General features: G+C 52.0%; 7 protein-coding genes. 4 read left to right on the top strand and 3 right to left on the bottom strand.

The window, feature by feature from the left end:
• Window positions 1–35 precede the first annotated feature (35 nt).
• The 4 genes from AC2YIT_RS16700 (at window position 36) to AC2YIT_RS16685 (ending at window position 7,578) form a co-directional block, all read left to right on the top strand.
• Complete coding sequence (locus AC2YIT_RS16700) at window positions 36–1,445, top strand: sugar porter family MFS transporter (protein WP_487279894.1); 1,410 nt, start codon at window positions 36–38, stop codon at window positions 1,443–1,445.
• 18 nt (window positions 1,446–1,463) lie between these two features.
• Entirely contained in the window at window positions 1,464–3,785 is a 2,322-nt protein-coding gene (locus AC2YIT_RS16695) for a PSD1 and planctomycete cytochrome C domain-containing protein (protein ID WP_487279893.1), read from the top strand.
• Between the two features lie 150 nt (window positions 3,786–3,935).
• On the top strand, window positions 3,936–5,396 hold the full coding sequence (locus tag AC2YIT_RS16690) for a DUF1501 domain-containing protein (protein ID WP_430848810.1): 1,461 nt from the start codon (window positions 3,936–3,938) through the stop codon (window positions 5,394–5,396).
• Between the two features lie 19 nt (window positions 5,397–5,415).
• Window positions 5,416–7,578: an FN3 associated domain-containing protein gene (locus tag AC2YIT_RS16685; RefSeq protein ID WP_487279892.1), complete on the top strand. Its 2,163-nt coding sequence runs from the start codon at window positions 5,416–5,418 to the stop codon at window positions 7,576–7,578.
• A 127-nt stretch (window positions 7,579–7,705) separates the two neighbouring features.
• Here AC2YIT_RS16685 and AC2YIT_RS16680 read toward each other — a convergent pair whose 3' ends face one another.
• The 3 genes from AC2YIT_RS16680 to AC2YIT_RS16670 all read right to left on the bottom strand — a co-directional run bounded on the left by AC2YIT_RS16680 (window position 7,706) and on the right by AC2YIT_RS16670 (window position 15,434).
• The gene (locus AC2YIT_RS16680) at window positions 7,706–9,988 is read right to left on the bottom strand and encodes a hypothetical protein (protein ID WP_487279891.1); all 2,283 of its coding nucleotides are present in this window, start codon (window positions 9,986–9,988) and stop codon (window positions 7,706–7,708) included.
• A gap of 113 nt (window positions 9,989–10,101) precedes the next feature.
• Window positions 10,102–11,901, bottom strand: coding sequence for a RagB/SusD family nutrient uptake outer membrane protein (locus AC2YIT_RS16675; RefSeq protein ID WP_487279890.1), 1,800 nt, complete (start codon window positions 11,899–11,901; stop codon window positions 10,102–10,104).
• A gap of 20 nt (window positions 11,902–11,921) precedes the next feature.
• Window positions 11,922–15,434 carry a SusC/RagA family TonB-linked outer membrane protein gene (locus AC2YIT_RS16670; protein ID WP_487279889.1) on the bottom strand — a complete coding sequence of 1,171 codons (3,513 nt, stop codon included), beginning with the start codon at window positions 15,432–15,434 and terminating at the stop codon, window positions 11,922–11,924.
• Between the last annotated feature and the right edge of the window lie 43 nt (window positions 15,435–15,477).

Genomic DNA, 15,477 nt, shown 5'->3' with positions numbered 1-15,477 from the left:
CTGACATTGAAGAAAGCCCTTAATCGAAGAACATCTTGCAAACACAACAAGTAAAACACTTTACCTTTCTCATTACGCTCATCGCGGCGTTGGGAGGCTTTCTGTTCGGGTTCGATATGGCCGTGGTGAGCGGGATCATCGAGCCGGTCAGGACGCAATATGGCTTGTCGGCGGCAGAAGAGGGACTGTTTGTTTCGTTTGCTTTGCTGGGCTGCATTATAGGGGTTGCATTCTCGGGTTACCTGGCCGATAAAACAGGCAGGAAAAAAGTGCTGTTTGTAGCGGCCCTGCTCTTTTTGGTAAGTGCCATAGGATTTTCATTTTCAAATACTTATACCATCCTCATTATATTCCGCATCATGGCTGGTGCGGGAGTGGGCGTGGCTTCCAATGTGTCGCCGCTCTACATTTCGGAGATAGCACCCGCGCCGAAACGCGGCGGGCTTGTTACATTCTATCAACTGGCGATCACGATAGGCGTGCTGGCGGCGTACATCAGCAACTTGTTCCTGCACCGGTACTCGCTCGCACATGAGGGCTCGGGAAGCGGCGTTTTGCATTGGCTGTTTGTGGAAGAGGTGTGGCGCGGGATGTTTTTTGTGAGCGTGATCCCGGCGGCGGTATTTTGTGTGTTGCTCGTGACAGTGCCGGAAAGCCCGCGCTGGCTCGCCAAGCACGGCAGAAACGAAGAAGCACTCGGGATCCTGGTGAAAATAAATGGGGAGGATGAGGCTCGCGCCGAATTCGGGGCAATAAAGGAGGCTTTCACCCAAAGAGAAGGGGGCGTCAAAGAACTGGTGCAATATCCGTTGCGTGGCTTGCTGGTGATGACCATGGTTCTCACCGCCCTTTCGCAGTTCAGCGGAATCAACGGCGTGGTATTCTACGGCCCGACGATCCTCCGGTCCGCCGGTATCGTGATCGGCGATGTGCTGCTGTACCAGGTAATGCTAGGCCTGGCCAGCATGGTATTCACGTTGATAGCGATCTGGAAGGTCGATACGTTGGGGCGGAGATCGTTATACCTGATGGGCTCTGCCGGGGCGGCGATATCGCTTGCATTAACCGGCCTGTGCTTTGCCTATGGCATTAATGGATGGGGTATGCTGGTATGCATCATGCTGTTCCTGCTTTTTTTCGCCTTCTCGCTCGGGCCGTTGAAGTTTGTCATTGCTACGGAAGTATTTCCAAATCATATCAGGGGAACTGCGTTGTCTATCTGCATCATGACGATGTGGGTGTCCGACTGGATTGTAAACCTGCTTTTCCCGGTCATGCGCGACGGGCTGGGCGTGGCTAACACATTTTTCGTTTTCTCTTTCTTCTGCGTGTGCTCGTACGTGTACGCGAAGCGGAAGCTGTTTGAAACGAAAGGAAAGCGGCTGGAAGAAATAGAGCAGTTCCTGAGTTCGGAGACTGTGAAAGGAGAAGTAAAGATTAGTTGATTGTGTAAAAAATTGCAAATGAAAAAGAAGTTCTTGTATCTGGGAGTACTATCCGGCGCCGTTGCTTTTCTGGCGGTTTCCTGTTTCAAAAAGAACGGCGTGTTACAGTCTCAGTCGGGTGGAGAAGCTGTGAGTTATAATTTCGACATCCGGCCCATTTTGTCCGATAAATGTTTCGCATGCCACGGCCCCGATGCCAAAAAGCGGGAGGCTGGCCTCCGGCTTGACATTGCCGAAAGCGCTTATTCAAAGCTGAAAGATGGCAAAGGTGTGGCGATTTTCCCGGGTAAGCCGGAGCAGTCGGAGGTATACCGGAGAATTACATCGCCCGACCCGTCGTATCAAATGCCGACGCCTGAGTCGCACCTGGGTTTGCTGAATGAGCATGAAATAGGGCTGGTGAAAAAATGGATCGAAGAAGGTGCCAAGTATGAGCGGCATTGGGCATTCACTACGCCGGTTTTGCCCGCGGTTCCCGAAGTTTCCCAAGAAGATTGGCCGAAAAACGAAATAGACAATTTCGTTTTGCATAAAATGGAAGGCGCAGGATTGGCACCAAACGATGAAGCCGCCAAAAGCTATTTGTTGAAAAGGGTGGCATTGGATCTGACGGGCCTGCCGCCGACGGTCGAAATGCAGAAGCAGTTCGAAGCTGACCAAAGCGACAATGCCTACGAAAGAGTAGTGGACCAGCTACTGGCGAAAAAGGCCTACGGTGAGAAAATGGCCGTTCATTGGCTGGATGTGGCGCGTTATGCCGATTCGTACGGTTACCAGGACGACGAAGTGCGCACCCAATGGCCGTGGCGCGACTGGCTGATCAATGCATTCAACAAGAATATGAAGTACGACCAGTTCCTGATGTGGCAAATCGCGGGCGATATGCTACCCAATGCGAACAAGGAGCAGATACTGGCCACCGCTTTTTTCAGAAACCATAAATACACGGAAGAGGGCGGCGTGATCCCGGAAGAATACCGGATCGAGTACAATATCGACAAAACAAAAACTTTCAGTACCGGGGTGCTGGGGCTCACCGTCGAATGCGCGCAATGCCACGACCACAAGTATGACCCTATTTCGCAGGAGGATTATTACCGGCTGTTCGCATTTTTCAACAACTCTAAAGAGGTTGGTTTTGAAGGGGATATTTCGCAGACAAAGCCTGCCAAGAACCCGATCATGACCATTTCGGATGAGGAGGCGAAGACGTTGCTGTCGTTCATCAACAGGCCGGATACGAGCCGCCTGATGGTATCGGTGCTGGGCGACCTGGATACGCTGCGCCCGACGCATATCCTCAACCGCGGTTCGTATGACGCGCCGGGCAGGGTAGTTACCGCTTCGGCATTACCCGCGGTGATGCGTTTTGATACCCTTAAACTACCCCAAAACCGGTTGGGACTAGCCAAATGGACGACCAGCAAAAGCAATCCGCTCACTGCCCGGGTCTTTATCAATCAGATATGGCAGGAATTTTTCGGAAGAGGCATCGTGAAGAGTACGGGAGATTTTGGCATGCAGGGCGACTTACCTACCAATCCCGCATTGCTCGACTGGCTTGCCGTCGACTTCATGAACCACGGTTGGGACATTAAAAGGCTTGTCAAGCAAATTGTCACTTCGGCGACCTACCGGCAATCCGCCAGGGTTACCGACGAAAAGTTGAAAGCCGATCCCGAAAACATTTACCTCTCTCGCGGCCCGCGCTACCGCCTGCCTGCGGAGCTCGTACGTGATATGGTACTCTCGACCAGCGGTTTGCTGAACCCCAAAATAGGAGGCCCCAGCGTAAAACCCTACCAGCCGAAAGGCTTGTGGGAGGCGGCTACTTCGGGACGCGGTACCCTGCGCACTTACCAGCAGGACAAAGGCGATGCATTGTACCGTAGAGGAATGTACACGTTCATCAAGCTCACCGTGCCGCCGCCGTCGATGATCATTTTCGATGCCAGCAACCGAGACCATTGCGAGGTGAAAAGGTCCAAGACCAATACACCTCTGCAAGCGCTGGTGATGCTGAACGACCCAACCGTGCTCGAAGCCTCGCGTGTGATGGCCGAGCGCCTGGTCGCGAAGTCGACCGACATCGAGGGTAATATCCGTTCGTCGTTTCGGGCGATCGTTTGTCGCCAGCCGACCGATAAGGAAGTAGAACTGCTCAAAAAATATTACAATGAAGAGGCTTTCATGTTCTCGAGACAAAAAGACAATGCCGCCAAAGTCTTGAATGTAGGTGAATTCCCGCACGAGACAAAAGCCGACAAGGTACGTGCAGCAGCATTGATGCGCGTGATCAACACCCTGTACAACATGGAGGAGACGATTACGAAGAGTTGATGCGGCTGTCGGCTTTCGGCAGTCGGCTGTCAACTCTTTTAAAACAGCTAAACAATCGAATGCCGAAAGCTGATTGCCGAAAGCCCCAAAAACAAAGTTTTTAATTAAAAAAAAGGCTGACAGCCGATAGCTGACAGCCGATAGCCAAATATGGAAAAGCCAATATTCGACTACGGAATAAACACCACACGGAGGCATTTTTTGTCCAAGCTCAGCCTCGGCCTCGGCAGTGCGGCCCTGGGATCGCTGCTCATACCGGACCTTTTCAAAGGCGGCGGCGGTGAGCCGGATGTGAACGAACTGATGGCAGGCCTGCCGCATTTCGCTCCGAAAGCAAAGCGGGTAATCTATTTGTTTCAAAACGGCGCGCCCTCGCAGCTCGATCTGTTCGACTACAAGCCGATGCTCAACAAAATGCACGGGCAGGACCTGCCGGAATCGATCCGGGGCGGGCAACGCCTGACGGGTATGACCGCCAATCAGGCCAAGTTTCCTCTGGCTGGCTCGATTTTCAATTTCAAACAGCACGGAAAGAGCGGTGCCTGGATGAGCGAGTTGCTGCCACACATGGCCGGCATTGCGGACGATCTTTGTATTATCAAAACCCTTAATACCGAAGCTATTAACCACGACCCGGCGTTGACTTTCTTCCAGACCGGCGCACAGGTGGGGAACAGGCCGAGCTTCGGTGCGTGGCTGAGCTACGGGTTGGGCAGCGAAAATCAGAATTTACCGGGTTTCTGCGTGCTGCTTTCACGCGGGAAAGGCAATGGCCAGGGTGTTTATTCCAAACTCTGGACCAACGGCTTCCTGGATTCGGTACACCAGGGCGTGCAGTTCAGCAGCGGGGAAAACCCGGTGTTGTATCTCAATGACCCCGACGGGATGGACCGTACCCAGCGCCGCAAAATGCTCGATAACCTGGCCGAACTGAACCAGGGCACATTCAACGACTTCGGCGATCCGGAAATCACTGCCAAAGTACAGCAGTATGAAATGGCGTTCCGTATGCAGACGGCCGTTCCGGAAATCACCGATATGAGCAAAGAGCCCGAATCGATCGTGAAAATGTATGGTCCGGAATGCCTTGTACCCGGTACTTATGCTGCGAACTGCCTTCTGGCGCGGAAACTTTCCGAACAGGGCGTGCGGTTCGTGCAGCTTTACCACCAGGGATGGGACAGCCATGGCGGGCTGCCGACGGAGATCAAAGGGCAATGTATGGATGTGGATCAGGCTTCGGCTGCATTGGTTACCGATCTTAAACAACGCGGCTTGCTGGACGAAACGCTCGTGATCTGGGGTGGGGAGTTCGGGCGTACTAATTATTGCCAGGGAACGCTCACTAAAGACAACTACGGCCGCGACCACCACCCAAGGGCGTTCACAGTGTGGATGGCCGGCGGAGGTATCAAGCCGGGCATTGTGTACGGCGAGACCGACGAGTTTGGGTATAATATTGTCAAAGACCCGGTCCACGTCCACGATTTTCACGCGACTATTCTCAACCAATTGGGACTGGATCATGAAAAGCTGGTGTACAAGCATCAGGGCCGCCGCTATCGCCTCACGGACGTAGCCGGTAAGTTGGTGAAAGGAATTATTGCGTAAAGTACAAACCTCTAATACAGTGAGTAGAATTTTGTCGGATTGGAAAGGGTACGTCTACAACATTGCCTTCTTCCTGAATGGATTGCTCGTATTTCTGTTGTTCTTCGAAAGCCGGTTCGCCGTTCCGCAATGGATGCAGGCTTTGGGGAGAATGCACCCGCTCGTGCTGCATTTTCCATTGGTGGTACTGATTCTTTACAGCCTATGGGTAATGATTGTACGGAAGCCGGATTCTCCTGCCTGGAATGAGGGGCTGGCCGACAGCCTGCTGGTTATTGGTACGGTTACTGCTGCGGTGGCTGCATTTTCCGGATTTGTGCTGTCGCACGAGGAAGGTTACGAGTCGGATACATTGCTTTGGCATAAATGGCTGGGCATTGCCATTTCCATTGCGGCGGTGGTTTGGTACGGGATAAGAAAATCCCTGTTGCCGTGGACGGCCGGTGCAAAGGTGGTTGCCGGGGCATTCCTGGTGCTGCTTTTTGTAGGTGGGCACCTGGGCGGAAATCTTACCCACGGTGAGGACTTCCTCATTTCCCCGCTAGGACCGTCGGCCGAACCGGCTCAGCACGTGGCTTTCGAGGAAGCCAAAGTGTACGAGCATCTGGTGAAACCGGTGATCGAGCAGAAATGTCTTTCCTGCCACAATGAGGAGAAATCGAAAGGCGGATTGCAAATGCAGACGGAAGCCCTGCTTAAAAAAGGCGGAAAAGGCGGCATGCTCTGGGACACTACCAAGGCAGACCTGGGCTTGCTGATCAGCCGTCTGCATTTGCCGCTGGATGATAAAAAGCATATGCCGCCGCGCGGTAAGGTGCAATTGACGGAAGAAGAAGTGGTACTGCTCGCGGCCTGGGTCAAAAGCGGTTCGCGCTTCGATCAACTCGTGAGCTCCCTGCCGCCCCAGAACCCCGTGTATTCCTACGCGCAGAATGTACTGGGCGGGGACCGTACGGAGGAACAATACACATTCAGTGCGGCCTCGGCCGACGAGGTGAAGAAACTCAATACCAACTACCGGCTCATCAAGCCATTGTCCGCAGGATCTCCGGCACTATTCGTGAATTTTTACAACAGGGCGAATTTCAAAAGCCAGGACATCGAAGGCCTGCTGCCATTGAAAGACCAGATCGTTTCCATGGATTTGAGCAAAATGCCTGTGAAGGACGAAGATCTCAAAACACTGGCCAAATTTCCCGAGCTGCGCAGGCTGATACTGAACTTTACGGACATTACCGGCGGCAACCTGACGGAGCTGAAAAAGCTGGCCAATCTGCGGGAACTTTCGTTGAGCGGTACCGGCATTACCATGGCGCACGTCAAATCGCTCGAAGGTTTCCCGGCGCTTAAAAGGGTTTATCTGTGGAGCACGGGCATTAGCCCGCAAGAGCTGGAAACTTTGAAAAAAGGACAGAAAATTGCATTTGAAACTGGTTTCCGCAGCGATACCCTGGTAATGGCGCTCAACCCGCCGGTAATCGTCAACGAAAAGCAGCTGATAGGCAAGGGGGAAACGGTCGCTATGAAGCACCAGATCGCGGGTACCGTCATCCGCTATACGCTGGATGGCTCCGAGCCCGATAGCGTCAGTTCGCCTGTTTACGACAAGCCTATTGCTATCAACCGAAACTTAAAGCTCAAAGCAAGGGCATTCAGGAAAGGATGGTACGGTAGCACAGAAGTGAGCAAGCTGTTTTTCAAAGAAGGTTTCCACGTCGACAGCGTACAACTGATCACGCCGGTCGACCAGCGGTACCATGCCAAAGGCGCCGCTTCGATCTCCGACGGCAAGGTCGGCGACACCGAGCGGGTGAGCGGCACCTGGCTGGGATATGTCGAGAATGATTTCCAGAGCTATCTGTTCTTCAAAAAGCCGGTGAAAGCCAGTGTGGTGACAGTGAGTACATTGCGGAGCTTCGGAAGCTTTATTTTTGAGCCTACCAGGATTGAAGTATGGGGCGGTGCCGATCCGAAAACCTTGAAGTTATTGAAAGTGATCACCCCGGGCGTGCCGGCGAAAGATATTCCGGGCACGGAGAATATTGTGTATGAAGCCGGATTTGAGCCACAGCAACTGAGCTGCATCAAGCTCGTTGCGAAACCGCTTGCGAAAATACCTGCATGGCACTCGGGCAAAGGCAATAAAGGTTGGCTGTTTGTCGACGAAGTAATCGTAAATTAAAGGCTGTTATGGCATAATCATGCTATTTAGTCCATTAGGTTAATCGGTGATGCATAAGCCCGCAGATCGTTGATTTGCGGGCTTTTATAATAAAAAGGCCCGCAGCTTTTGCCACGGGCCTGATTTGTTAATGTACCGATCGTTTGAGTGTGCAGAATGGCCTGCTGTTTTTACCGTCCAGGTCAGTTTGGAAGAGTTTCCAGGTATCCTTGTCGAGTTCTTCGAGATGGAACTGGTTTGCAGGATCGGCCAGCTGCTTTTTGACCCATCTTGGAAATGCGTCGGCAGCCCGGGCATTTTCCCATGTTCTGATGGCCTTGAAAATCGCATATTTTTCTGTGCAGGCTTCCACATCCTTTTGGTTGATTTGGAGGCTGTAAGTAGAGCCAATGCCCACGGAAATAGCCTGAATATGCTCATACTGCGCCACGGTGGAGCCTGCCTTGATCGGGAAGTTGCCGCCCATGCCGGACGGAAAGAAATTGGCGTAGGTTACATCACGCAGATCTTTTCCCTGGCTGGTACTGCTGCCCCATTCCCGAGTCTCGACATCGTAAAGATTTTTGCCACCACCCACATTCCAGATGCTCTGGTAATGCCACGAGCCTTCTGAAAGCGTAGATCCAGTGAAGCGGATGTACGGCACCCCCAGGGCTTTGGCTTTATCGAACATGTGGTGGAAAAAGCGTTTGACGGAGTAGTAACCGTGGCCGTTGTTGAACAAAAACTCCTGACCATCGAAATCGTAATAGGCCAGGCCGTTTACCTTGCAAAGGGTCGCGTAGTACTCGGCGATCTGATCTTGTAGCTGCATATTGGGGATCAGCCCGTCATAACCGTAGTTGATCGTCACTTGCAGCTTATAAATGGTGTCGCCTGCCGCATGGCTGGCGGTAGCGGTGTTCCAGTAGCCGCGTTTCACGTTCAGGAGCCGGTAGGGCGCCTCTTTGGAAACGCCCAGGTAGTGAATGAGCTCCTTGCCGATTTTGATCATGTTGAGGTTCTTGCAATGGCCTTCCCAACTGGCTATTTCATCGAGGTATTGCGGATCGTTGATGAATATCAGTGTATCGGAGGCTCCGATGTTTTTTGTCAGAATGCGCTTTTGCTGGTAGCAAAGGCTATCACTCGGAAATGGGCTGGCATCCTGCGTACCGGGCGCGAGGGCGGTGGTAATGGGCGTGCGGCCGATGATAATACCCAGCCGGGCGGCGATTTCGGACAGTTCTTTGTGCGATTTGTTCCCGGCCGCCATCTTCAACGGCTTTTTCTCGAAATTCTTCCCGTCGATATATCCTCCGTTACTACGATCGGGGCGGATAAAACCCTGGTCGTAAAGGCTGATGGCCTTGAAGCCCAACTGATGCGTGTACGGTACAATGCTATCGTACACGTTGCCGCTTGTGAGCACGTCGGGCGTGTAGGCGGAAGGGTCCTTGACCCATTTGCCATTGAAAGTAGGGTAGGGCAAGCCTTCGGACAAGACGATATTTTGTATTACATCCAGCAACGCGGTACTATCGGGGCTTCCCCAGAATGCTACGGAGGATCCTACATAATCGATGCCCGGCAGCGGCTGTACGTCCAGGTGGTTGGGAATGTTGGCCTCCATATTCGGGATTAGGGAGAAGAATACGGTCCGTTTGGGAGCCCTGTCCCTCGAATTGTATGCAATGGATATTCTCCCTTGTCGGTCGATCTGCGCGGCGTTGCCATACAGTATCCGGTAATAAGGCTCCTTATGCGCGTAAAATGCCACATCGCTGATACCGTCGCCGCCGATAGGGAACACCTGGCCCTCGTGCAGGTGCGCAGGAAGCGGGAAACGTTTTTTGTCGGGACTGTGGATGATGTACTGGAATGGCGCGGCATCGGCCACGGTTTCGGACGTGCCACCGAGGGTGTTATCATTGAGCGCAAGCATTCCGATGGCGTAGTTGACAGCTTCGCTCGTATCGCGCGCCACGCCGATGATTTCTCCGAAGAGGTTGGTGATATTGGTATGGTAGGAGCCCCATTGCACATTGTCGATACCGTTACGCGGAGTGAGCGATTGCAGCGTCAGTTTGAAGTATTTTTCATGAGGGACCAGCGAAACCGTAGCCACCGAACCATTGGGATAATGCAACGTGACTGCCTGTTTGTTTTGATTAAAAATGGCTTTTATCGGCTGGTAATACTTGTTCTTTTTACTGTCAAACAGGGACAGCAACGGCGACGGCTTGTCGGCAGGGCTGAACTCGCGCTGGTTCGGTTTTCCCGTGACGTTTTTCATACTGGTGATCCATCCCTTATTGTTGATATGGATTTTAAAATAACGGGTATTGAAATCGTGCTGGGCATGGGAATAGGACGCCAGAAGAACGGCAATCAGGCTTAAAATAAGTGTTTTGGAAATCTGAAATCGCATAGCCGGGTAATTATGATTAAACACGCATTCCGAAAGGTAAAACCTTTATAAAAAAGCGATGATGCCTATTCTCTCGAAGTAAGCATCATCGCCCCAGGGACCTGCTTTTATTATTATTCTAACGGATTAAATGTTCCACCCCATTCCGCATTTTGCTTCAACACGGAACTGGCTTCCAGGTTCTTCTGGCTGAGCGGGTAAAACCAGTGGTTCTGATCGAGATTGTACTTGTATTGCGGATCGCCGTCAAGGTTTTCGATGAATACGGCCGTGAATTTTTTGCGAACGGCCGCATTTGAAATATCATCCGTCCATTCAATTTTTTCTCCATCCTTCAACACAAAATAGATACCCTGACGGAACTTCGTTTGGTTGACCAGGTCAAACCGCTTCCATCTCCGCAGATCGCCCCAGCGCTTGTTCTCGAACGCGAATTCTACAAACCGCTCGCTGATATAAGCCTCCCTGATTTCGGCCTGAGAGGCAGCCGCGATCCCATATTTGCCCGCTGCGCCCGGCGTGATGCCTGCCCGCGCGCGAATGTCCTTCAATACCTGCAATGCTTCATCGGCCTTGCCAGCTTCATTCGCGGCTTCGCCATAGTTCATCAGCACTTCCGCGAACCGTATTTCCACCCAGTCGGTTGCTGCATTGCCGATGACCGTGCTGGTGAGCGTGTTGTCAAGTCCCTTGATCTCGAAGAAGCCCGATACACCCGCGCCGATCGTTACAGCCTTCTGGTCGCTGGCAAGCGATATGTATTTGAAACCACCGGGAGCACTGGCGTCCGCCGCTTTTCTCCACGCGCTCCAGTACCGCGTGCCGGTAGGAAGGTCGGGTGTAGGGTAAGGTGTTCCGCCGGTGAAGATGGTCGCATAGAACCGGTCGTCGCGGTTGGTCACGAAATCAGTCATGTACTGCTCGTTGTAAGCAGGATCGTTCAAAAGTTTTGCCGGATCAAACTGCATGGGTGAGCCGTCCTTTTTGGGATATGCGTGCAGCAATGGCAGCAGCGGCTGGTTTCGGTTCGCGTCCCCCTGCGTGAGCGGCTGCGGGCGGATGCCAGCCTGGTTGAACGGGTGATCGGGGTAAGAAAATTGATTCACCATAATTACCTCCTTATTTCGCTCCTGTTTCCAAATTTGCCCGTAAGCACCGAGAAGGCCTTTTCCCTGCGCTTTCAGGAAGTCTACGGCCGCTTTGTTGGCTTCATAAGCTTTCTGCCACCGCGACGGGTCGTTCGACGGGTTGAATAGCGGGCTCGCGTACCAGAGCAGCACTTTGCCTTTGAGGGCCATGGCAGCACCCTTGTCAATGCGCCCATAGTTGGCATTATCCCATTGATCGGGCAGGGAGGCGATGGCCGCATCCAGGTCCGCAATGATCTGCGTCACGCATTCCGAGGTTTTGTTGCGGGGGATGAATAGGCTTTCCTTGTTGGACGGGTCCTGCGGATTCAAAATCAGGGGCACACCTCCGAAAGTGACGACTTTACCGAAGTAATCCCATGCACGCCAGAAAAGCGCCTGGCCGGTCATCTGCTTCTTTTTCTCCTCGGAAAGTACGGTGGGAGATACGGTAGGCAGCTTCGCGAGGAAAAAGTTGATCTTGTCGATATTGGTGTAAACCAGGTCCTGACCATCGGAGGCGACGCTGATGATGCCCCTGAGGTAATTTCCCATCGAACCGGGCGCATTCATGGCTTCGTCGCTGCTGTTGCCATTCACTGGCCACGACGGGATCATATTGCCGTGGATGTCAGTCAGAAATGCATTGATCAGCTTTTCGTCGTTCCAGACGTTGTCGGGGTTGATGGCGCCGGTGTTGACGTAGTCGAGATCGGGCGTGCAGGCCTGGGGAAGGGCACCCACCGCCAGGCAGAACAATGAGAGTTTTATTATATGTTTACGCATGATGAAATCCTTTTGAAGGGTCAGAATGTGACATTGATACCAAAGTTGAAACTACGCATGACGGGATATGCAAATCCGTTTTCAATTTCAGGATCGTAGTAAGAGAATTTGGTGAGGTTGAACAAATTGGTCCCCGAGAAGTAAAACTTCACACTTTCCAAAGCCTTGTTGTAAAGCCTTGGGGGCACGGTATAGCCTATGGTCAAAGATTTCAACCGGGCAAAACCAGCGTTCCGGTACCAAAATGTCGACGCTGCATTGTAGGTATTAGACTGGGTTGCCGATATCGCTTTGGGCAAGGTGGCATTGGGATTTTGTGCCGTCCAGCTGTCGCTATACCATCCTGAATACAAACGGTTCCACTCTACCCCGCCCGCAAGATCCCGATACGATTTTTGTTGTTTGAGATTCCCGTTGAACATCAGATCAACGCTGATGCCTTTCCAGCTTCCGCCCAGGTTCAACCCATACACAATCGGAAAATTGCTCTTTTTGAGAACCACCCGGTCGTAGGTGTCAATGATCCCGTCTGGGGTACCGGCCGGACCGCTCAGGTCTTTATACACCATCATTCCTAATGCAGGCGTCATTCCATTATCCTTGTAATTGCTATGTTCACTGTTGAATTGATCTAGCTCTGCTTGTGTGCGGATGATCTTGTCAAACTGGTATCCGCGTATGACGGTCAACGAACGGCCAGTCGGAATGTCTATTTGCTGTGCATTTTGAGCATAATCCTGCTTAACGATCCGGTTCCAACCGTATGAAGCGGTCAAATTCCCGTAGTAAGAGAAGGCCTTCTTGGAGCTTGCATAACCCAGGCTGAAATCAAATCCCCGCGCTTTAATCACGCCATAGTTTTCCGGCGGCAAGTTCAGGCTAAATGTTGGAGGAACAGAAACGACCCTCAAACCCAGAATGTCATATGATTTGCGGTTCCAATATTCGAGGGTTGCTGTCCAGTGTTTCAAAAAGTTAATGTCGGCACCCGCATTATAGGTCAATGATTTTTCCCAGGTCAAATTAGGGTTCACGACAGATCCGTAAGTAACGCCGGTAGCAGTTTTTGCATCCGTACCAAAATAGGCGGAAGTTCCCTGTTTGTAAGATTCCTGCCATTGCCAGCCGGTCACGATCGGATCGCCGTTCACATCATTCGCCACATCATTTCCGGTCAGACCGGCAGATAGCCGAAGTTTAAGATTATCAATTCCGGAAGCCTTGGGAAAGAAGTTCTCTTTCGAAACCACCCAGCCCAACGATCCTGCCGGAAAAACACCCCATCTTTTCTCAGGTCCAAAGTTCATAGAGCCGTCTTTACGGAATGAAAAGGCAGCGAGATATTTGCTGTCATAATCGTAATTGAACTGGCCGATGTAAGAAGCCCGCCCGATGGTAAAATCGGTCTTTCCGCCTGCATAGTCATCGGCGCGTGCGCTGCTGGCGGCCCACCACTGATCCGTGGTATATACGGGGAATGTTTCACGTCCTGCAAAAATACCGCTTCCGCTGGATTCCGCTTTTTCATAAACGACCAGGCCCTGTACGTGATGAAGGTTGTTGAATGTATTCTCGTAGCTTAATTGCAGATCGACCTGGTAATCCTGCGCCCAGTCTACGTTAGTACGCAGATAATCCTTGGCAATATTTGTGGAAGCTTTGGTGCTCAAAATGTCCGCATCCTTTGTGGAGATAATATGCTTGTTAACAGGGTCGCGCTTCATCACATTCATTAAATAACTCTTCTGAAAGATTTTCTCCCGCTTGTATTCAAAATTTTTGCTAAATGCCACCTTGGCGCTCAGGCCTTTAATCACGGGGATATTGTATGTCGCATTCAATACGATCTGCGGTTTCAGAAAGTTGATTTTGTCGTACCCTCCGTCTCCTTTGACCGTCGCTCCTACGTTGGCAATCCATCCGTAGTCAATCGGTTTTCCGCCGTCTGTAAAAACAGGCTGATCTGGTTGCCAAACGAGCAATTTTCTATACAGGGCCTCCGTGCCCTCCCAGGTTAGAACACCTTGGATGTTATTGCTGAGCCCCAACCCTGCGAAAAACTGTAAATCCTTTGTCGCATCAACTGTGGCGTTGAGGCGGATGTTATATTTATCGTAAGTAAGTGGTTTGAGAAAGCCGTTCTGTTTCACGTAGGATGCACCGGCGTAGTATCTTACCTTTTCGTTGCCACCGTTTACGCTGAGGTTGTGTTGCGAGGTAGAAGGATTGCGCCAAACAGCTTCCAGCTGATCATATCCCCAGCCATTATCGATATTTTTATAATGGTCCAAGTCCGCTTGTGTCCACGCCCAGCCTGCGGGGTCCGTCGTGCCGTTGATGCGGTTGTAAAGCTCGCCCGCCTCTACGGCACTGGTCCGCGATGCATTTTTAGTCCTGGTATCAAACCCGGTATTGAAGGAGTAGTTAAACGAGGGCTTGCCTACTTTACCCCTCCTGGTGGTGATCAGGATGACGCCACCCGCAGAACGCGAACCATAGACGGCAGCCGAAGCCGCATCTTTCAATACAGTGATGGTCTCTATTTCATTCGGACTCAGGTTGTTGAAATCGGCTGATCCGCGTATCACCCCGTCAATCACATAGGTTACCGGTTGGTTATTGGGAGAAGAGCGGGTTCTGATGCTGATCTCCGGATTGGTACCGGGTATCCCGTTAGGCGTTTTGATATTGACACCGGCGAGCCTTCCCGAAAGCAGGTTACCTGCCGATGTTGTGGGCATTGTCTGCATTTCCTCGGTCACATTCATGCTCACCACAGAGCCGGTCATCAACGACTTTTTCTGAGAGCTGTAACCGGTCACCACAAACTCTTCCAGTGATTTAACGTCCGACGCAAGCGTTACATCTATCCGGGTTTTGTTACCCACGGTTTGTTCTTGCGACAAAAAGCCGACGAAAGAAAAGACGAGAATGGCGTCTTTGTCAATGACCTCCACGGAAAACTCACCGCGCTCATCCGTAATCGTCCCACGCTGGGTGCCCTTCACCACTACGCTTACTCCGGGTAGTCCCGCCCCTTTTTCATCGGATACCTTGCCTTTGAGCACGATTTCGGCTGGGACGCCGGCAGTTTGTCCACCCGTGGAGGCGAAGAAAGAAAATTGCCTGAGAGGGCTGTCGGCCGGCTGGTCGGGCGCGTTCGATACCGGTGCCTGCTGGGTTTTCTTATCACCTTTCAACGGTTTGACCACGATATACCCGCCCGTTTTGGACCTGCGGTATTGCAGGCCGAGCGGTTTCAGAATCCGGGACAGGGATTTTTCCGCACTGGCCTGAAAATCCAGCGCACTTAACGGCACTTCGTAGCCTTGTACGACGCTGTCGAAATAGAGGATGTCGACTTTGTAATGGATTTTGAACTCCTGCAATACTGATTTCAGGCTTCTGGTAGACTGCTGGGCCACGAACGGGTGCTGCCGCTGCCCGATGGCGGCCAGCAACTGTGCATGACCGGGGGAACCGGCACTAGCGGCAGCCAGCACAAATAGAAGGGATCGTAACGGTTTTTTCATAGAAAATGGGTTTTAAGCGGGGTAAGAAAAGATTAAGGGGTTG

It is taken from the genome of Dyadobacter sp. SRI_021, assembly GCF_057586235.1.
This window is presented reverse-complemented; position numbering and strand designations above follow the sequence as displayed.